Below are 19,500 nucleotides of genomic sequence, written 5' to 3'. Positions count from 1 at the left end.
CGGAAGAGGTGTGCAGTGGCGTTTTCATTGCGGTAAACGCCCATAGATGGGGAAGCCCTACTCTACACCCGCAGGGAAAATGCTCTAGGCGGATCGCATGCGCGGATTCACCATGCGATAGGTAAGGTCCGTGAGGAGATTGACCGCGACATACGTCACTCCAATCGCAAGAATGCACCCCTGAACCAACGGATAATCTCGATTGGAGATTGCCGAGATCGTCAGCCGTCCCAATCCAGGCCAACTGAAGATCGTTTCCGTCACGATGGCTCCGGCGAGCAGCGAACCGAACTGCAAGCCAACCACTGTCAGCACAGGTACCAGAGCATTGCGAAAGGCATGCCAGACCACTGTGCGCTCGGGAAGGCCTTTGGCTCGATCCGTACGCAGATAGTCCTTGCCGAGCTCTTCGAGTACTGAGGTACGGACCATACGCGTCAACGTCGCGGCCAGGCCACTTCCCAGCGTGACCGCGGGCAACACCAGGTGCGTTATCAACTGCCAACCGGTCCCGGCGCCTGAGACGGGAAGCCATCCAAGCCAGATCGCAAAGACAAGGATCAGAACCGGTCCCAGAGCAAAGTTCGGTAGAGAAAGCCCGAACAGACTGGCAACACCAATCGTGCGATCCACTCTCGTCCCATTGCGATATGCCGACCAGATTCCAGCAGGCACGGAAAACAGAATGCCGATGAACATCGCCGCGGCAGTGAGCTCCAAGGTGTAGGGATAGCGTTGTCCAATCAAGGCCATCACCCCCTCGCGCAGGCGTACGCTGCGTCCCAGATCACCATGTGACACGCCCTTCAAAAACTGCCAGTATTGCGTCTGTAGCGGAAGGTCGAAGCCATACGCATGCCGCAAGGTTGAGATGTCAGCAGYCGTTGCCCCTTCACCGAGCATCTGCACAATTGGATCGCCGGGCACCAGGCGAATCAGCAGAAACACCGCCGTCACAATTAACCAGAGCACCGGTAGCGTTATCAGCAGCCGCTTGACGATATTGCCAGCCTTCACGATGCTCTCGCCTCGGCTGTGTCACGCTGTGAGACCGGTTCTACACCGACACGATTGATCTTCTGCCGCGTCATCTCAAGTATCGTAAAGCGCCTGCCGTCAAACTCGACCGACTCTCCAACGTGCGGAATATGGCCAAGCTGTGTCAGCAGGAAACCGGCCACAGTCTGCTCTCCTTCTTCGCGGGGCAGATTCCATCGCATCTGGGTCTCAAGGTCGCGTAGATTCACACTGCCATCCAGAATCCATCCGGCTCCGCTCTCAAGCACCGCCCGATTGGCAACATCGAACTCGTCGTCGAGCTCCCCTACAAGCTGCTCGAGCGCATCCTCGACGGTTACCAGCCCTACTGTCGTTCCAAACTCATCGACCACAATGGCGATCTGCCGTTTGCGCTGCTGCAGCTCTTCGAGCAGGTCCGCTACCGGCTTTGTCTCCGGCACGACCAGCACGTCTTTCATGATCTGACCGAGCTTCAGTTGAATCTCTCCGCCGGCGTCGTATGGCCGCATGCGGCTACGGAAGTGCATCAGGCGCGATACATCCTTGGAATACACCACGCCGATAATGTGCTCTTTCCCTGCCTTGGGATCGAAGATCGGAATTCTTGAGTGCTGCTCTTCGATAATGCGTGCGCTCGCCGCCTCGAGCGGCATGTCCGCAGGCAGAGCGAAGATCTTGCCCCTYGGTGTCATGATGTCGCGCACCAGTACGTGATTCAGCTCGATCGCGCGATGGATGACCTGCTCCTGCATCGGCGGCAATAAGCCCATACGCCGCGCGCCGGTAGCAATCATCTTCAACTCTTCAGGAGAATGAACAGCACCCTCGCCACTCAATGGAGCCCGGAAGAGGGTCAGTACCAATCGCGCCGAAGTGTTCATCACATTCACCGCAGGGCGGCTAATGCGCATGAAGACATCCATCGGGCCGGCCACTGCAAGCGCAATGCGTTCGGCACGCTGCAGCGCCAGGGCCTTTGGTACAAGCTCACCAAGCAAGACCTCAAAATAGGTGATCAAAGCGAATGCGATCACAATCGCTCCACCATGAGCGTAGATCAGGATGTGCGTCTCAAAGCCTGGAATGCGGTTCACCCATGTTGCCTTCTCAAGCAGCATCAATAGGAACTCAGCGACAACCGGCTCTCCAAGCCAGCCTAGCGCCAACGATGCAAGCGTTACACCAAGCTGTACTGCCGGCAGAAATTCATCAATGGATCGCTTCAGCGCAAGTGCCGTCTCAGCACCCGGCCGGGCAAGAGCGATCAATTGCCGGAGCCGTGTCTCTCGCACACTTACCAGCGCGAACTCGGCGGCCACAAAAAAACTGTTCGCCAGAATCAACACGGCCACGGTAAAACCGCGAAAGAGTATCCACTCGACCATTCAGCACGAGGATAGAGCATTTTCCCTGTTGCTGGATATCCGGAAGAGGCCTGCAGCGGCGTTTTCATTGCGGACAACGCCCATAGATGCGGAAGCCCGACTCTACACCTACAGGGAAAATGCTCCAGCACCGGCCACCGTGCATCAGCAGCGCTGCATAACACGGAAGACTTCCCTGCTATTGCCGTTTCCCCTCGGGCACGCTAACCGGAAAGAACTTTAGTTCCTTCCGGTTAGCGTGCCTTCGCAAATCTCCCGCGGATGCTATACTGACTTTCGGATTGACCGTCACCCTTAGAAGTACCCAAGCGGAGGTGGCGAAATTGGCAGACGCACAAGCTTGAGGTGCTTGCGCCGCAAGGCATAGGGGTTCAAATCCCCTCCTCCGCACCAATCCAACACATCTCGGCGTTCGGTTTTACGAAACCGCAAGTTACGCCGTTCTGAGGTTCCCAGCAGCAATGATTTACCTGCTCGTTGTTCTTCACATTATCGTGTGCCTGTTCCTGATCGGCGTGGTCCTGCTGCAGCAGGGTAAGAGTGCTGACCTTGCAGGCGCCTTCGGCGGACAGGGCTCCCAGACCGCCTTTGGCCCTCGCGGCGCAGCCAATCTGCTCACCCGTCTCACGACCTGGTCGGCCATCCTGTTCATGCTCACCTCGATCGGCCTCACTGTCCTGATGGCTCGTTCGAGCTCAAGCTCTGTCTTCTCCGGTGAGAAGGCTCCGATTTCAGCTCCAGCTAAGAAGTAACCTTCGTTTCTCTTGTCAGCGGCGCAGACCTAAGGTCTGCGCCGTTTGCTTTGGATGAGACAATCAGCGCATGCCGTTCGTTCGACTGGAGCATTTTTTCTGTAGGTATAGTGCGGGGCTTGTTCATCTATGGGCGTTTTCCTCAATGAAAACGCCGCTACACGCTCCTCTCTGGATACCGAGCAACAGGAAAAATGCTCTAGCCACTGCCGTGCTTCTGTTTGCTACCTCCTGTCTGGCTCAGTCCTCTGAAGGTCCATGGCTCTTCGCCGGTTTCAAGAACAACGGCCAGAACGGCGTCTACTTCGCTGTCAGCGAAGATGGCTGGCACTGGAAGCTGATCAATGATGGCAAACCAGTGATTGCTCCGGCGCAGGCAGGTGAACTGATGCGCGATCCCTTTCTACAGCGCGCTCCGATGGGCGGCTTCCGCATGATGTGGACGTGGAGCTGGCGGCAACCGGCCGTGGCCGGATACTCCGAGTCGAAGGACCTGCTGCACTGGACTCCTCATCGCCAGCTCGAAGTTATGGCCAATGAGTCCACGGCACTTAATGTCTGGGCTCCAGCGCTGTATTGGAATGAAGCAAAGCGCCACTGGCTGATCTTCTGGTCCAGCACCATTCCCGGCCGCTTCCCGCAATCGCAGTATGACAAGAACGGCCTGAACCACCGTATCTACGCCACCACAACCCGCGACTTCCGTACGTTTACCCCGGCGACGCTCTTCTTCGATCCCGGCTATAACGTGATCGATGCCACGCTGCTTCCCGCCGACGGAAACAAAGCGAATGGACGCTACCGCCTCGTCTTCAAAGACGAACGCAAGGAGCCGGAAGGAAAGCACATCCGCCTGGCGAGCGGAGCCTCGATGGAAGGTCCCTGGAGCAACGTTACGGAAGCTTTCACCGAACCCGGATCAGAGGGGCCGGCAAGCTTTGCGATGGACCATGGATGGGTTGTCTACTATGACCACTACCAGTCGCCGGGCGGCCTGACCTGCAAGCAGATCATCGTCACCCATGCCCACATCGATCACATCGCCGCCGCCCAGACATTGAAGCGCCTGACCGGAGCTCCGGTCTATTACAACCAGCTTGACCTTCCTCTGGTGAAGATCATGGATATTCAAGCGGGATGGCTCGGCATACCCACGCCAGAGGTAGGTCCTCCGGACGCCGACGCCGGCAACGGGATGAAGGTGCGCTTCGGCGCCACCGAGGGCACCATTCTCCATACTCCCGGCCACACCGAAGGAAGCCTCGTTCTCCATATCCCGGACGAGAAGCTGCTTCTAGCCGGCGACACCCTTTTTGCCGGCTCTATTGGACGCACAGATCTCCCCGGCGGAGACTACCCGACCATCCTCCGCTCGATCCAGGACGTTCTCTTGCCGCTTCCAGACGAGACACTCGTCATTCCTGGGCACGGAAAAAACACAACCATCGGCGCCGAACGCGAAGATAATCCCTTCCTTAAATAACCAAAAATCAATCAGATAACAGAAACAGTGAAGGTATTACTCGACAGGGATCGACCTTGTTGTTAACTAAAAAGGTTCTCCAGCAGGCCTCCGATTCCCTGCTCAAAAACCGGCGCGGCAGGTAGCAAACTCACGACGAGCCACCCCTTCTGCGGCAACCCATAAAAGCTTCCGGGATGGACCAATACTCGTGCTTCCCGCAAGAGGCGTATCGCGAGAGCGGTATCGTCCTCCACGGCAGGAACCCGCAACACCACCACCCATCCAGCCTCGACCGGCAAACGCGACACTTCCGGAGCAGTCTCGAGTAACTGATCAAGCTGATTGAGGTTTCTCCGAACCCGTTGCCGAATCTGCGCCTGGATCATCTTTGCGCTCTTCAGCCAAACCGGCAGAGCCAGCTGTGTGGGGGTTCCGAGCGATAGAAAAGTGTCGGCGACCACCTCCAGGCGCGCGACGGCTTCTCGCTGAAGCGCTACGGGACCTTGCACTGCCAGCCAGGCGGCCTTCATCTGCGGAAGGCCTGCGATCTTGCTCATACCGCTCAGGACAAAAGTGAGAGCTGGGTGCTCTCCTCCAGTGAAGCTGGAGCCTAAGCCTTCGATGGTGTAGTCGAGAAAGACCTCGTCAACAATCAACGCCAGGCCATGGCGGGCGCAAAGCTGCTGCAGCGTTGCCCGTTCAGCATCCCGGACAAAGTGCCCGGTCGGATTGTTCGGGTGCACGAGCATCACCGCCTTCGTCCGCTCGCCGATATGCGCTTCAAGCGAGGCCAGGTCGAGATGCCAGCCGTGATCGTAAAAAAGTGAATATGGCACCAGGTGGACGTTGTCTAAACCCGCCAGAAAATCAAAGAGCGGATAACTCGGCCGCGGAACCAGGACTTCGTCCCCGGGGTCGCACAACAGGCGGAACAGATAGCTGTAGGCTTCGCTCGTGCTGGTCGTCAGAATCAGGTTGTCGGCACTCACAGCTGCATCGTGCGCGGCATAGTAGCCGGAGACGGCGGCACGAGCCGACAGAATACCGCGCGGATCTGGATCATAGCCCATCGCTTCGGCATGAACGAGCGCATGCAGGATCGAGGAGGCATCGTAGTCGAAGCCGCACTCGGTCGGATTCGAAAGTGTGAGATCCGCAGAGATGCGGCCGCTACTCCGCGCCTGCCGAATAGCTACGGCATAGGGCGATTCGGAGATGTCCCAGGCGGTCCTTCGCGAAAACATGCCTTTCATCCTAACCCCAGCAAGAGCTTGGTACTCTGAACCAGATGGATTCCAATCACCCTTGCGCGATTCTTTTTGACTTTGGACAGGTCCTCTCGCTTACGCCCGACCTTGAGCAGTGGGAACGCATGAAGCGGGTTCTCGGACTTGATGAGATCGACTTCCAGGAAAGTTATTGGCAATACCGCCATGCCTATGACCGCGGAGATTTGAACGCTGTCTCGTACTGGCATCGGATCGCCGAAGACTACAAGATCACACTCAGCGATACGGCACTGCAGGATCTGATCGATGCCGATGTTCGCATGTGGTCTCGGCTGAACCAGCCGATGGTGCAATGGCTGCGCCGTCTTCAGCAGACTGGGGTAAGGACAGGTTTGTTGTCGAACATCGGCGACGCCATGGCTCATGGATTACGTGCAAAGTTCGCCTGGATGGGCGAATTCGCACACGCAATCTACTCTTTCGAACACAACCTGGCCAAGCCAGAGCATGCAATCTATCGCAAAGCGGCCGAAGGTCTTGGATGTTCCCCGGATGGGATTCTCTTCATCGACGACAAAGCAGAAAATATTGAGGCGGCACGTGCCGTCGGCATGAAAGCCATTCAATACGACCTGAACAACCACACGGCATTTGAAGGCCAGATGGAAGCTGAAGGACTCGGGGATCTGCTTCGAAAGTAAGCGAGGAACTGTGTGGGCTGACTACCGGAACGTCAGCGCTGCGCCACAGAAGGCCGCAGCGGAATCTGCTCCACGATCTCCACGCCGAAGCCCTGCAGTGCCGGCGCGTGTGTCGGCCGATTCGTCAGCAGACGGATCTTGTGAATTCCCAGGTCGGAGAGAATCTGCCCGCCCAAACCCGTCTGACGCAATGTGCGCTGATGGCGCTCAGCGTACGGATCTCCGCCGGGCACGGCATTCGGTTCGCGTTGTGTGACGATCCGGGGCGGAGAGACGGTGCTGTCGATGCCAAAACCGCGTGATCCATTGTGCAGATAGACCAAGGCGCCTGCACCAGCCTCGGCGATACGTTGCAGCGCATATTCCACCGAATGGGAACAGTCGGGGAGCATTGCACCGAAGACATCTTCCACCAGGTTGTGCGAATGAACGCGCACAAGTACGGGTTTATCCGGGCTTGCCACATCTCCAAGCACCAGGGCGACGTGCGACTCTGTGGGATCCGTCTCGCTCTCATAGGCGATCATCTGGAACTCGCCATGCTTTGTCGAAAGCACCGTCTCGGCAACACGGCGTACTGAGCGCTCATGCCGCAGACGATAGCGGATCAACTCCGCGACAGTCACCATCTTAAGGTTATGCAGCTTGCAGAACTCCACCAGGTCCGGAACCCGGGCCATGGTGCCGTCGTCGTTCATGATTTCGCAGATCACACCTGCGGGAATAAGACCGGCCATGCGCGCCAGGTCCACAGATGCCTCAGTTTGTCCCGCACGAACCAGAACCCCACCTTTGCGCGCGCGCAGCGGAAAGACATGCCCGGGACGTGCAAGATCCTGCGCCGTAGAGGCTGGATCGATTGCGACCTTGATGGTGTGCGAACGATCGTGCGCCGAAATGCCCGTCGTAACTCCCTCACGCGCCTCGATGCTCTCCGTGAATGCGGTACCGAAGCGAGAGGTGTTCTGCCGCGTCATCGGCAACAGACGCAGGTAGTCGGCACGCTCCTCGGTCAACGTAAGACAGATGAGGCCACGGCCATACATCGCCATGAAGTTGATCGCCTCCGGCGTTACGTATTCCGCAGCCAGAGTCAGATCACCTTCGTTCTCACGGTCTTCATCGTCGACGACCACAACCATACGGCCGGCTTTGATCTCGTCGATGGCGGTGGCAACGTCTGTGAATGAGCTTTCGGTCATAACTTACAGATTCAGCATAGCCGAGGACGTCGCAAACTGAGGCAGGACTGTGTCACAAATGACAAACAAAAGACGCCGCGCATGGGCGGCGTCTTTTGCGACTTTCAAACTGAGTCGTTACAGCGTTGACTCGATTTCAAATCCCCACGCTTCCAACAAAGCCTCAGGGATATACTTCGAATTCTTGTTACGGCGAGCCCACTCACGCAGGCGCGTCGACCGGACGTACTGGTCCGGGGTCAGCTTGAACTCTTTCACCACTTGCTCGAACGATGTCACCGTAGGTACTACCGGTCCGATGGGCTCCGGCTTACCCCAGTTAGGATTGCCACGACGCTTTGCCATGCAGTTTTTCGTGTCCTCGTTAAGTTGTTTTCGTACTTTGCTTGTGCACTTTGCGGACTCACGCCCTGTGAGTTCCAGCAACAACTGGACTGTGCCCGCAAAGTATTAGATTACCCTGATTTCCGCTTGGAATCAAGTTTTCGCCAGGGCCTACAACAGTTTCAGAAGAAGCCCGTGAATCCATCCAAGTAATTCATTTATAAGGACAAACAGCCTCCACGCCGGAGGCGGCACCCCAAGTCTTCCACCGATCGATTTATGCGAAGATTAGGGTTCGCTCTATGGCTCAACGCTCTTCCAGAGATCTTCGTTCCCTTCTACGGCAAACCTTCGGTTTCGATGACTTCCGGGAAGGCCAGGAAGAGGTCTGCCGGGCAGCCGTCGAAGGGCGTGATCTGTTGCTGGTGATGCCGACCGGCGCGGGAAAGTCGCTGTGCTATCAGCTTCCGGCCCTCGCCCTGGAGGGCACGGCTCTGGTCATCAGCCCCTTGATCGCGCTGATGGACGACCAGTCCTCGAAGCTGGAAGCTGCCGGACTGCCGGTAGCGCGCATTCATTCCGGCCTTTCCCGCGAAGCCCAGCGCCAGGCCTGCCGCCAGTACCTCGACGGAGAGCTGAAGTTTTTGTTCGTCGCTCCTGAGCGGCTACGTGTACCCGGCTTCATGGAGATGCTGGCGAAGCGCCCTCCCGCTCTTGTTGCCATTGACGAAGCCCACTGCATCTCCCAGTGGGGACATGACTTCCGCCCGGACTACAGACTTCTTGGGCAGTACGTTCAGGCACTACGGCCCGCTGTGGTTGTCGCACTGACGGCGACGGCGACGCTGCAGGTACAGGAAGATATCGTCGCTCAGCTTAGTCTGCAAAAGCCGGCACGCTTCATCCATGGCTTCCGGCGGGACAATCTCGCCATCGAGGTGGTGGAAACACCTAAGAATGAGCGATTCGCCACGACCCGGCGGCTTCTCGCCGATACAACGCGACGCCCGGCGGTCGTCTATGCCTCCTCCAGAAGAGACGCCGAGGCTCTCGCGCAGGAACTTGCTGGTGAGTTCCCTGCCGCCCCTTACCACGCCGGCCTTCCACCTGAGGTACGCGAACAGACACAGCGGAAGTTCCTGGCCGGTGAGTTGGAGATCGTCGTGGCCACCGTTGCCTTCGGCATGGGAGTCGACAAAGCCAACGTGCGCACCGTCATCCACGTTGCTCTTCCCGGTTCCGTGGAGGCGTACTACCAGGAGATCGGACGCGCTGGCCGCGATTGGAAGCTCAGCCGATGCATCCTGCTGCACAGTTATGCTGACAAGCGCACACAGGACTTTTTGCTGGAGAAGTCATATCCGGCGGCAACCGAGTTGGATCGCATCTTCCGCAAGCTGAACGACCAGCCATTACCGCTCGACCTGCTACGCGAAGAGCTGCGGATGGATGCCGAAGTCTTCTCCTCAGCAGTCGAAAAGCTGGTTGCTCATGGCGCCTGCCTGGTGGACTTTGAGGGCTTCGCTATTCGAGGACGCATCGACGGCTGGCGCAGGTTGTACGAGCAACAGCTCGCGCAGCGGAGGGCGCAGATCGATCGGATGATCGGTTATGCGGACTCACACCAGTGCCGCATGTCGGCTCTGATTGCTCACTTCGGAGACCTGGCAGACGCCCGCCGGATGTGCGGCAAGTGCGACTTCTGCTCTCCGGAGAGCGCCATCGCAGTCCGCTATCGGAATGCAACCATCGGCGAAGAAGAGACCATGTGGACGATCCTCCGGGCGTTGAAGCGCTCAGGAGGCAAATCCACGGGTAAGCTTCACAGCGAAGTGTTTCCGAATGGGTCTCCTTCTCGCAATGAGATGGAGGATCTGCTGGGAGGTCTGGCGCGCTCCGGATGGGTCACGCTTGAAAGCGCAAGCTTCGAGAACGCCGAAGGGCGAACCATTCCCTACAAACGCGTCTCTATCACTCGCGATGCCGAACTGCTGCCGGACGGAGACTCTCTTGGAGTACTGATGACTGGCGAAGAGGCTCAGGCCGCTCCTCGAACTGTCACCCGCAAACGCAAATCCGCGGATGCTGAGGAGATGGTGGCGTTCAGTCCGGCACAGCTCGCGCTTGAGCAGCAGATCCGTAGCTGGAGAACCGAGGAGGCTCGCCGGTTGAAACAGCCGCCGTTCATGATCCTGGCCGACCGTACGTTACGCGCCATCGTGCTGAACCGCCCGCGTACGATCGAAGATCTGCTGCTGGTAGACGGTATTGGCCCGAGCAAAGCACAGCGTTTCGGCGACCAGATCTGCGCGCTGTGCACCGGTTGAAACGCGCAGGCAAATCGCGCCGTAAATCCCAGTCCAACCGGCGAGATTCGGCCATATCTTAGCAGGCAAAACCTGCTAAGATATGAATTTCCCGGGCAACCATGACATGCATGTCCCGCTGCGGGCGATCCCGGGGTGTTCTCTCCCCGGCTGCGGCAACCGTCACCGGACCAACGACAAGGAGCTCTTTACAATGTCACACCTGAATGGCAGCACTAGCGGCAACCCAWATGGCACGGGCTTGCGCCTGAAGACCGGCTTGGCCGAGATGCTGAAAGGTGGCGTAATTATGGACGTCATGAACGTAGAGCAGGCGCGCATTGCCGAAGAGGCAGGCGCGGTCTCCGTCATGGCTCTGGAGCGCGTACCGGCGATGATTCGCGCTGAAGGCGGCGTTGCTCGTATGGCAAACCCGAAGCTGATCAAGGAGATCATGCAGACGGTATCCATCCCGGTCATGGCAAAGGCCCGCATCGGTCACTTTGTCGAGGCTCAGGTTTTGGAGCAGCTCGGTGTCGATTTCATTGACGAGTCCGAAGTGCTGACGCCTGCCGATGAGACCTACCACATCGACAAGCACGCCTTCAAAACACCGTTTGTCTGCGGTGCACGCAACCTCGGTGAAGCGCTGCGCCGCATCGCTGAGGGCGCTGCAATGATCCGCACCAAGGGCGAGCCAGGCACCGGTGACGTGGTTCACGCTGTACAGCACATGCGCACCATGGCCCGCGAGATTCGCATCCTGACCGCTCTGCGTGAAGAGGAACTGTACAACGAAGCCAAGCTGCACGGCGCGCCTTATGAGCTGGTGCGGATGGTGGCACAGGAAGGCAAGCTGCCGGTTCCGAATTTCTCGGCAGGCGGCATCGCTACGCCGGCAGACGCTGCTCTGATGATGCAGCTCGGTGCGGAAACCGTCTTTGTCGGCTCCGGCATCTTCATGAAGGAGCGTGCAACTCCACTGGATATTGAGAACGATCCAAAGGAACGTGCGGAAGCTGTCTCCCGCGCTAAGGCAATTGTGATCGCGGCAACGCACTTCAACGATCCGAAGATCGTAGCGGAAGCCAGCGAGCTGGTTACCGGCACGATGAAGGGACTCGCTGCCGCGGCGATCGAAGAATCCCAGCTCATGCAGACACGCGGCTGGTAGACCAACCGCAGCAACCGTTCTAACCGAACAGCGAAGTGGACATCTCCGCTTCGCTGTTTTTCATAGGGACTCGAGCAGTTCTCCTAAAGGTGCAGAGCGGAGTGTTTTCTGTTTGCGCCGTTTTCCTGCGAAGACAACGGCATTCGCAGATTTTTCCAGAGCTACCGTATTAGGAGAATTTGCTTCAATGACCTCTGAACATCTGACTATCGGCGTTCTCGCCGTGCAGGGTGCGTTTGAAGCGCACGCCCAGGTTCTTCGCTCGCTCGGTGTGAATGCCCCGCTTGTCCGTCTGCCTGAAGATCTGGCTTCGCTGGATGGCCTGATTCTGCCAGGCGGAGAATCCACGACGTTTCTGAAACATCTGGAGCGGAACGGCTTCTTCGATGCTCTCGGTACCTTCGTCCGGCAAAAGCCCTCGTTCGGCACATGTGCCGGAACTATCCTTCTGGCTAAAGATGTACGCAACCCGGCGCAGAAGTCGCTGGCTGTGCTGGATGCCACGGTAGAGCGCAACGCCTATGGCCGTCAGATCGACTCCACTATCCAGGAGACGGAGACGACGCTCCCCGGCGGCCCGATGGAGATGGTTTATATCCGTGCTCCGCGTATCGCCGCCGTCGGCGAAGGCGTGGAAATACTGGCACGGAGAAACGGCGATCCAGTCCTTGTGCGTGAAGGCCGTATCCTGGCAGCCACCTTCCATCCAGAGCTCTCTAGTGATCGTCGCGTGCATGAATTCTTCGTCGAAATGGTGCGACAGGAGAAGCTGGCCCATTCTGCAACTGAAGCTCACGTCGGCTGAGAAACACCTACGCTTAAATTCTGAAACGGGAGTACTCTTGTTGTTAACGAAGAGGCTCCCTGTGGCGGCGATCCTTACACCGAACGAAACGGAACGCAAACGCCGTCCTGATGACGGCGACAGCGGTTCAGGACGTCGGCCGCCGGTTGACCGTAAGCCTACCGGCGGCGGTGGTGATGGCGATAACTGGGATAACCGCCCGGCGGGAAGCCGTGGTCCCCGGGAGACGCTCACCCGGTATCGTATGGGCATCTTCTTTGCTCTGGCCGGCGATCTGATGTTCTTCGCCGTCATCGTCTGCGCCTTCTTCGTGCGGCAGACCAGCGGCCACTTCGATGCCCATAATGACTACATCGTGGACTGGGTCCCGATCGCGATTCCCCACATCCTCTGGTACAACAGCGCCGCGCTCCTGCTAAGTTCCATCACCATCGAAATCGCCCGGCGGCACATGTTCCGCGAGATCGACGTCATGGAGGAGTGGCTGGGCCTGGGCAAGCCAAGTTCCACACGGGCAATGCCCTGGTTGATCGCCACCCTGGTCTTCGGCCTGGCATTTGTGAGCGGGCAGTTGGTAGCGTGGCAACAGTTGAGCCGGGCGCATCACAGCTTCAGCTCAAACCCTTCCAGTAAGTTCTTCTACCTGATCACCGGCATCCACGGCGCTCATCTGGTGTTCGGTATTCTTGCGTTGGGCGCGGCTCTGATCGGGCTCTACGCAATCAAGAAACTCCAGGTCCGGCAAATCGCGGTGGACTGCACGGCCTGGTACTGGCACTCAATGGGAGTCTTCTGGGCCTTCCTCTTCGGCCTGTTGGTCTTCGCCCAGTAAGCTGCTCCGAAAGCTGCTATTCCCTTCCGCGCTTCTTCAATTCAATGTTCAGGCGTTTGATCTTCTGGTTGAGCGTACTCAGCGGAATCTTGAAGAAGGCTGCGGCCTCGGTCTGATTCCAGTTGCACCGCTCCAGCCGGTCGCCAATAATACGGCGCTCGATCTCTTCCATAATGTCGGCCAGGCTCGCCGACGGCGCATGTTCCATCAACGCCGCCGAGTAGGTATTGCCGGTCAACTGAGGCGGAAGCTGCTCCGGTGTGATCTGCGACCCAGTCGAGAGAACGACACCGCGCTCCATTGCATTTTCCAGCTCACGGATATTTCCCGGCCAGCTATGGTCCATCACTAACCGCATGGCGTCCGGAGAGAGCGTACGCTCAGGCAAGCCATTCTCCTCTGAAAAACGTTTGAGGAAGTGCTGAGCCAGCAGCGGGATATCTTCACGTCGGTTGCGCAACGGCGGCAGTTCTACAGAAATAACATTCAGGCGGTAGAAGAGATCCTCACGGAAACGGCCTTCTCTCACGGCCTGCTGCAGATCGACGTTGGTTGCTGCGAGGATGCGCACATCGACCGAGATCTCCTGTATTCCACCGAGTTGCATGAACTTACGTTCCTGCAAGGCGCGCAATACCTTGGCCTGGGTTTCAAGAGGCATGGTGCCAATCTCATCCAGAAAGAGCGTGCCTTCATGGGCAACCTCAAAGAGCCCCTTCTTCGTAGCGATTGCCGAAGTAAAGGCTCCTTTCATGTGGCCGAAGAGCGTCGATTCCAGCAGGTCCGCAGGGACAGCGCCCACATTCACCGGAACAAAAGGTTTGTCTTTCCGCGGTGAGTTGGCGTGGATTGCTTTAGCAATCAGCTCCTTGCCCGTGCCGCTTTCTCCATAGATCAAGACAGTGGAACGCGACGCGGCCACTTGCGCCACCAGATCGAGCAGCTTGAGCATCACATCGCTCTTGCCCACGATATTCGTGAACTGATAGCGCTGCTTGAGGGTCCGGCGCAGTTGCAGCACTTCCTGCTCGGCACGGCGTTTGCCGAYCGCAGAGCGAATGTCAGCCAGCAGCTTTTCGTTGTMCCAGGGCTTCTGGACAAAGTTCTCCGCTCCCAGGCGGATCGCTTCGACGACGTTCGCGACAGCGCCGTATGCAGTGATCATGATGACCGGAAGCTGAGGATGAGACGCCTTGATTCTGGGTAGCAGATCCATGCCGCTTTCGCCTGGCAGGGACAGGTCCAGGAGCAGGAGATCAAACTCCTCGCGGGCTAACAGGTCCAGACCGGAGCTTCCCTCCTCGGCCATGGTGACCGTGAAGCCCTCCAACGTTAGAAGCGTCTCCAACGAGTCGCGGATGGCAGCTTCGTCGTCAATGATCAGAATACGTCCGCTGCCGGCAGGCAGCATAAAGCCCGCGTCCGGCGGGTTTACCGTTAATGCTTCAGGCATGAATCGTTCGTCCGCTGGCCTCGTTGCCTAGCCGTGTCAGATCAGCTAAGGCAGGAAATTCTAGGATGAAGACGGTACCGACGCCAGGCTCACTCTCAACGTCGATCTTGCCATTATGCTCCTGCATGATGCCGTAAGTGACGGAGAGGCCGAGGCCGGTTCCCTTCCGCTGGCCGACGGCAGGCTGGAGCTTGGTCGTAAAGAATGGGTCGTAAATCTTGTGCAGGTGTGACGGCTCAATTCCGCTGCCGTTATCTCCGATACGCAGCACAACATTGTTCCCAACAACCTCGGTCTGCACGCGCAGGCAACCCTCGGCGCGATTGAACATTGCATCCTTGGCGTTCATCATCAGATTCAGCGCCACCTGTTGGAGCTTGCCCTGATTCCCGCGGATAAGAGGGAGATTTGGAGCCAGCTCAACATCCAGCTTGATACGCGAAGTCTTCATCTGGTGCTCAAGCAGCGCCAGCGTGTCACGTATCACGAGATTGATGTCCAGATGCGTAAACTCCGTAGTACTGGTGCGCGAGAAGTTGAGAAGGCCATTCGCGATCTCTGAAGCCCGGAAGGTCTGTTGCGTAATCTTCTCCAGGATTGGAGACAGGCGAGGATCGGCGCCAGCATGCTTGGTCAGCATCTGCGCGTACGAGGAGATCACAGCCAGGGGCGTGTTGACCTCGTGGGCAATACCGGCTGCCAGCAAACCAATGGACGAGAGCTTCTCAGCCTGGGCAAGCTGACCTTCCATGTTGACGCGGTCGGTGATGTCATCCACCAGCACAATGCGGCCGACAGGGACGAAATCACGCGTCAGCAAGGGTGCAATCGCGATATTGGCAGTACGGACTTCCCCAGACGGCGTCGGCAGACGGAACTTGTACAACGTATGCGTTGTGGCTTCTGTCTTGAGCCGTTCGAATTCGCCGAGGAACTCCGGAGAAAAGACCTCGCTCAATGGCCGCCGAAGCGCGGAGGCACGCGGTGTCGCGTACATGACCTCCATCTCGGCGTTCCAGCTCTCGATACGGTCTTCCAGGTCGACCGCAAAAATGCCGATATGAATGGACTCAACGATGTTCTCGTTGAACTCCTTCAGGCGCTCAAACTCAGTGACCTGACGCTGCAGCCGGGTATAGAGCTGAGCATTCTGAATCGCAATGCCGATATATCCCGCCAGCGATTCAAGTACCTCGATATCTTCCGACGAGAGAAAGTCGCCTCGCGAGGTACGCCCAAGCCCAATCACAGCGATGGTGCGTTGTGCTCCCGTTCCCGGCTCACCCACCGTACAGGCGAGGTAGTAGTTCAGATCGAGCGCGGCGGCAGTAGCCTGCTGCCCGCCGGTAAGGTGCATCGCATGCTGCGGTGTTTCTAGAAAGAGATGCCGCGCCGGCCCGTAAAAGTGCAGGAAGCTAAGGTCGTTCACCGGCACATCGTTCAGGCCGTGCGATGCAGCCAGATGCAACGGAGCTCCGGGCTCGCTTGAGGTGAAGAGGGCAACGCGCGTGACCAGCAGTGTCTGTTGCAGACGCTCAACGATCGAGCGAGTGAGCAGGTTGATATCGGTCTGGGAAGAAAGGCTGCGGCCGAAATCGACCAGCGTGCTGCGATAGTCGAAGCGGCGGCGGTCAAAGAGTTTGTCGACCCGGGCCTGAATGGTGTTCTTCAACGGATCGAAGATCAGCGACGTAACGACAATTGCCGCCACCAGGCCCCAGGCGCGAAGGCTGGGAAGCCGCGTATGCACCAACTCCGCCGCAACGGCGATCACCGCAAAGTAAAGGCCGACCAGACCCGCCGTAGCGAGCGTATAGGTGACGCCACGCTTGAAGATGAGATCGACATCCATCAGGCGATAACGCACGATCGCCCATGAGAATGTCAGCGGCAGAAAGACCAGAGACAGGCCGGAGAGCTTCGCAACGATCGGCCAGATGTCCCAGTCCGCCATGTACGGAATGGTGTAAAGCAGCGTGAACGGGATAACGGCGATCAGGGCTCCGCGCGAGAGCCACTTGAGCTGTTGCCTCTCCAGTCCAGACCGCGCCCGGCGATAGCGGGTGTAGAAAACAATCGCGGCCGTAACGTAAAACGCTGACAGGTAGCCGATGGCGATCTGATCCAGCCGATGGTGGAGTTGTTCCGTCGCAGACCATGTGGTGAAAGCAATAATCTGCAGTGCCGCGACCACAAACCCTGGGATATAAAGCGCGGCAGAAAGGATGCGCCGCGGCAGGCTGTTGGAGATGCGGCCGAAGCTTACGGCAAAGTGCAGGAAAAGTGCGGGCTGGAGTGCCTGCGCCAATAGATTCGCGTAAAAAATCGTCCAATCCAGATTGTTCAGCTCGCCCGTGTACTTGAAGTCGTACAAGACAAAACTGGCTAGACAGAAGAGATAAAAATGCATCGATCCCGGCGCGGTCCAGCGCCGGAAAAGCACATAAAGACCAATGCCGAGATACACCAGGCCGATCAACCGCATGCCCTGGTTGATCGATCGATCGATAGGCTCAAAGATGACCTGAACGTCGAAACGGGCCTTCGCGTTCCGTACGATCGAATAGGTTCCCCGCGACCAGACGCCATGGCGCCAGATCTGCCGATTCAGCGTAGCGACCCGTGGCGTGGGATGCTCATCAACGGCGATCAGCACATCTCCCGGACGAATGCCGGCTCGTTGCGCTGGAGAATTAGCAGGAACCCGCTCCGCCTTCAGTCCACCCTGGATCTCCATCCAGGACACACCATCGGTCGGCAGCTCAAAATGGAGCTCCCGAAGGAAGTTCACAATGCCAAGCGCACAGGCAGCAGCCGTCAACAGGGCAAGCGCAATCGCCGTGATGCGGACTTGAAAGGCCTTTGGCATCAAAGTTCCATTGAAACTATCAACATCATTCTTGCACGTTAAAGACCAATTTTTTTACCCAGCCAATCACGCCAAGTCCTTGAAAAAGATACCGCTATCTCTTCCAAATATCATAGCAAGCTACAGAAATACGGAAGAGGCAGGTTTACTGAGCTTTTGACCGGACCAATTACACGATTGTAAGCAGGCATCCAGCCGGAATCCTGGATGCATCCCAGTCCCTGGATTGGGGCGAATGAATCTTCTCGAATGGATGACATCTGCTATGCCTGAGCCGGCTGCTGAACCGGCCCAGACGGAAGTGTCACCCGGTTGCACCATGCGGTATCTGGAGGCGGGCGCCGGCTATCCGGTCGTCCTGCTGCATGGGCTTCTCGGAGCGGCCGACGTCTGGCGTCGGAACCTCCCTGCCCTCGCCAGAGAATATCGCGTCATCGCTGTCGACCAACTAACCTGCGAACGGCACGGCTGGATCAATGAACAGGATGCCGATATCGCGACCTCGGCCGAAAGGCTGCTACACCTCTTCAACAACCTCGGGATCGAGCGTGGCCATCTTATTGGTCACTCCTACGGAGGTTCGGTCGCCGTTGTCTTTGCCGCAAAGTATCCGGAACGGGTCGCATCGCTGATCCTGCTGGCGCCCCCGACCGCGGCCGCAACCAGTCTCCTGCCCATTATTCACTTCTGGAGCACCGCACTTGGCCGTTGGTTTGGGCATCGTGTCATCGATCTCCCGCGCCGCCTGCAGGAATTGGCGCTGCTGCGGATGTACGGCGACCCGGATCACGCCGACGAAAAGACGCTCGATCTATACCTGCATGCCCTGCGGCGCCCTGGCGCGGTGATGCATATCCTCTCGATCATTCAACTCTGGCACCACAATATGAAAGTCGTCGATGATGCGCTGGCTGCCTTGCCAGAGCATCGTGTTCTGCTGCTCTGGGGTGACAGAGACCGCACAGCGCCGGTAGACCTTTCAGAGAAACTGCGACTGCGCCTTCCCCAGGCGGAACTGCAAGTCATCACCGGAGCCGGTCATCTGATCTTTGACGAGGCGCCGCATGAAGCCAATCTGCTGTTTGCTGACTGGTTGCATCGCAACACAGTTCCCCACCGCATCGCCGCCCACAAATCTGACGTTGCCTAAACTCTCCTGGAGCATTTTCACTGTCGGTGTGGTGTAGAGCTTCCGCATCTATGGGCGTTTTCCGCAATGAAAACGCCGCTGCACACCCCTTCCCAACAGGGAAAATGCTCTAGACCGTCAAGTCCGTGACGGTCTCTGCCAGCCACGAGATCATTGTTTCTCGCATCTGATCGAGCTTCGATCCTGGCGAACCGGCAGTACCCGCGAAAAAGTGATCCCCGCCTGCAATCCACACCAGCCGCTTCGGTTCGGGGAGCTGCGCTACCACCTGCTCGACCTCAGCAACCGGACCATACGGGTCGTGATCCCCCGAAAGAAACAACCGCGGCTTCGCACACGCCGAGAGGAAGTCGTAGTGGTAGCGTCGGCCCTCGGCGTCGATGGGAAGTCCGAGCGCGATCATCGCCGGAACGCGCTGGTCGGTGCAGCAAACCCGCATCCCTACATTCGAGCCAAAGGAAAATCCGGCAAAAAGAATCGGCCTGCCGAAACGCGTATCCAGCCACTGCAGCGCTTGACGCACATCGTCCTGCTCCCCGATGCCCTGGTCGTGACTGCCTTCGCTCAGACCAGTCCCGCGAAAGTTGAACCGCAGCACCGGAAGGCCGAAGTGACTGAACGCCTTCATCGCGTGGTAGACAACCTTGTTATGCATGGTGCCACCCCCAAGAGGGTGGGGGTGCGTCACCAGGGCGGCATAGGGAGCGTCATCTCTCCCTGTGTTCAGAATCGCTTCCAGGCGTCCCGCCGGGCCGCGGAGGTCATCCACTRCTTCAATCTTCGAGGCAAAGCTCACAGACCCATCATAACGGCCCGTCCGTGCGCTTCAGTTA

At 58.0% G+C, this 19,500-nt stretch carries 16 protein-coding genes and 1 tRNA gene; 9 read left to right on the top strand and 8 right to left on the bottom strand.

Translation table 11 applies throughout. The annotated features are described in order from the left end of the window. Positions 1-84 precede the first annotated feature (84 nt). Together AB4043_RS00770 and AB4043_RS00765 are read right to left on the bottom strand one after the other, a co-directional pair. On the bottom strand, positions 85-1,017 hold the full coding sequence (locus tag AB4043_RS00770; protein WP_442306334.1) for an ABC transporter permease: 933 nt from the start codon (positions 1,015-1,017) through the stop codon (positions 85-87). Then, positions 1,014-2,405 carry a hemolysin family protein gene (locus AB4043_RS00765; protein WP_442299514.1) on the bottom strand — a complete coding sequence of 464 codons (1,392 nt, stop codon included), beginning with the start codon at positions 2,403-2,405 and terminating at the stop codon, positions 1,014-1,016. The genes AB4043_RS00770 and AB4043_RS00765 overlap by 4 nt, the downstream gene beginning before the upstream one ends. Positions 2,406-2,713: 308 nt before the next feature. On the opposite strand from AB4043_RS00765, the gene AB4043_RS00760 reads away from it, so the two are divergent. The 3 genes from AB4043_RS00760 to AB4043_RS00750 all read left to right on the top strand — a co-directional run bounded on the left by AB4043_RS00760 (position 2,714) and on the right by AB4043_RS00750 (position 4,640). Continuing rightward, positions 2,714-2,798: transfer RNA gene (locus AB4043_RS00760), tRNA-Leu, on the top strand. 68 nt (positions 2,799-2,866) lie between these two features. Next, positions 2,867-3,157, top strand: coding sequence for a preprotein translocase subunit SecG (gene secG / locus AB4043_RS00755; protein ID WP_442299513.1), 291 nt, complete (start codon positions 2,867-2,869; stop codon positions 3,155-3,157). Between the two features lie 211 nt (positions 3,158-3,368). After that, on the top strand, positions 3,369-4,640 hold the full coding sequence (locus AB4043_RS00750) for an MBL fold metallo-hydrolase (protein WP_442306333.1): 1,272 nt from the start codon (positions 3,369-3,371) through the stop codon (positions 4,638-4,640). A gap of 62 nt (positions 4,641-4,702) precedes the next feature. Here the strand turns inward: AB4043_RS00750 and AB4043_RS00745 are convergent, their stop codons facing one another. After that, positions 4,703-5,866, bottom strand: coding sequence for a pyridoxal phosphate-dependent aminotransferase (locus AB4043_RS00745; RefSeq protein ID WP_442299510.1), 1,164 nt, complete (start codon positions 5,864-5,866; stop codon positions 4,703-4,705). Positions 5,867-5,994: 128 nt separating this feature from the next. Between AB4043_RS00745 and AB4043_RS00740 the strand changes: the two genes are divergently transcribed. Then, on the top strand, positions 5,995-6,552 hold the full coding sequence (locus AB4043_RS00740; protein WP_442306332.1) for an HAD-IA family hydrolase: 558 nt from the start codon (positions 5,995-5,997) through the stop codon (positions 6,550-6,552). A gap of 32 nt (positions 6,553-6,584) precedes the next feature. On the opposite strand, the gene ribB is transcribed toward AB4043_RS00740, so the two are convergent. Next, positions 6,585-7,754 carry a 3,4-dihydroxy-2-butanone-4-phosphate synthase gene (gene ribB / locus AB4043_RS00735; RefSeq protein ID WP_442299508.1) on the bottom strand — a complete coding sequence of 390 codons (1,170 nt, stop codon included), beginning with the start codon at positions 7,752-7,754 and terminating at the stop codon, positions 6,585-6,587. Between the two features lie 117 nt (positions 7,755-7,871). Then, a complete protein-coding gene (locus AB4043_RS00730; RefSeq protein WP_020710367.1) occupies positions 7,872-8,099 on the bottom strand; it encodes a hypothetical protein in 228 nt (75 codons plus the stop codon). 281 nt (positions 8,100-8,380) lie between these two features. Between AB4043_RS00730 and AB4043_RS00725 the strand changes: the two genes are divergently transcribed. From AB4043_RS00725 to AB4043_RS00710, 4 genes are all read left to right on the top strand, one after another. After that, entirely contained in the window at positions 8,381-10,405 is a 2,025-nt protein-coding gene (locus AB4043_RS00725; RefSeq protein ID WP_442299507.1) for a RecQ family ATP-dependent DNA helicase, read from the top strand. 193 nt (positions 10,406-10,598) lie between these two features. Further along, positions 10,599-11,558 (top strand): pyridoxal 5'-phosphate synthase lyase subunit PdxS, encoded by a 960-nt coding sequence (gene pdxS / locus AB4043_RS00720; RefSeq protein ID WP_442306331.1) that lies wholly within the window; start codon positions 10,599-10,601, stop codon positions 11,556-11,558. A gap of 187 nt (positions 11,559-11,745) precedes the next feature. Then, positions 11,746-12,363, top strand: coding sequence for a pyridoxal 5'-phosphate synthase glutaminase subunit PdxT (gene pdxT, locus AB4043_RS00715; protein WP_442299505.1), 618 nt, complete (start codon positions 11,746-11,748; stop codon positions 12,361-12,363). A 61-nt stretch (positions 12,364-12,424) separates the two neighbouring features. Further along, the gene (locus AB4043_RS00710) at positions 12,425-13,195 is read left to right on the top strand and encodes a cytochrome c oxidase subunit 3 (RefSeq protein WP_442299504.1); all 771 of its coding nucleotides are present in this window, start codon (positions 12,425-12,427) and stop codon (positions 13,193-13,195) included. Between the two features lie 16 nt (positions 13,196-13,211). On the opposite strand, the gene AB4043_RS00705 is transcribed toward AB4043_RS00710, so the two are convergent. Together AB4043_RS00705 and AB4043_RS00700 are read right to left on the bottom strand one after the other, a co-directional pair. Continuing rightward, positions 13,212-14,648, bottom strand: a complete 1,437-nt coding sequence (locus AB4043_RS00705; RefSeq protein WP_442306330.1) for a sigma-54-dependent transcriptional regulator — start codon at positions 14,646-14,648, stop codon at positions 13,212-13,214. Further along, complete coding sequence (locus tag AB4043_RS00700) at positions 14,641-17,517, bottom strand: ATP-binding protein (protein ID WP_442299502.1); 2,877 nt, start codon at positions 17,515-17,517, stop codon at positions 14,641-14,643. The genes AB4043_RS00705 and AB4043_RS00700 overlap by 8 nt, the downstream gene beginning before the upstream one ends. Positions 17,518-17,752: 235 nt before the next feature. Between AB4043_RS00700 and AB4043_RS00695 the strand changes: the two genes are divergently transcribed. Then, positions 17,753-18,667 (top strand): alpha/beta fold hydrolase, encoded by a 915-nt coding sequence (locus tag AB4043_RS00695; protein ID WP_442299501.1) that lies wholly within the window; start codon positions 17,753-17,755, stop codon positions 18,665-18,667. A 109-nt stretch (positions 18,668-18,776) separates the two neighbouring features. Here the strand turns inward: AB4043_RS00695 and AB4043_RS00690 are convergent, their stop codons facing one another. Further along, positions 18,777-19,463: an alpha/beta hydrolase gene (locus AB4043_RS00690; RefSeq protein ID WP_442306329.1), complete on the bottom strand. Its 687-nt coding sequence runs from the start codon at positions 19,461-19,463 to the stop codon at positions 18,777-18,779. Positions 19,464-19,500 lie beyond the last annotated feature (37 nt).

This window comes from Terriglobus sp. YAF25, from assembly GCF_052113305.1.
Taxonomy (GTDB): domain Bacteria; phylum Acidobacteriota; class Terriglobia; order Terriglobales; family Acidobacteriaceae; genus Terriglobus.
Note: the sequence above shows the minus strand (reverse complement) of the source record. Positions and strands in the feature narration are given on the sequence as shown.

Bases quoted from the DNA above. Each gene is read 5' to 3' on its own strand.
- secG (WP_442299513.1), top strand. From the start codon at position 2,867: ATGATTTACCTGCTCGTTGTTCTTCACATTATCGTGTGCCTGTTCCTG.
- AB4043_RS00745 (WP_442299510.1), bottom strand. From the start codon at position 5,866: ATGTTTTCGCGAAGGACCGCCTGGGACATCTCCGAATCGCCCTATGCC.
- AB4043_RS00740 (WP_442306332.1), top strand. From the start codon at position 5,995: ATGAAGCGGGTTCTCGGACTTGATGAGATCGACTTCCAGGAAAGTTAT.
- ribB (WP_442299508.1), bottom strand. From the start codon at position 7,754: ATGACCGAAAGCTCATTCACAGACGTTGCCACCGCCATCGACGAGATC.
- AB4043_RS00730 (WP_020710367.1), bottom strand. From the start codon at position 8,099: ATGGCAAAGCGTCGTGGCAATCCTAACTGGGGTAAGCCGGAGCCCATC.
- AB4043_RS00725 (WP_442299507.1), top strand. From the start codon at position 8,381: ATGGCTCAACGCTCTTCCAGAGATCTTCGTTCCCTTCTACGGCAAACC.
- pdxT (WP_442299505.1), top strand. From the start codon at position 11,746: ATGACCTCTGAACATCTGACTATCGGCGTTCTCGCCGTGCAGGGTGCG.
- AB4043_RS00700 (WP_442299502.1), bottom strand. From the start codon at position 17,517: ATGCCAAAGGCCTTTCAAGTCCGCATCACGGCGATTGCGCTTGCCCTG.
- AB4043_RS00695 (WP_442299501.1), top strand. From the start codon at position 17,753: ATGAATCTTCTCGAATGGATGACATCTGCTATGCCTGAGCCGGCTGCT.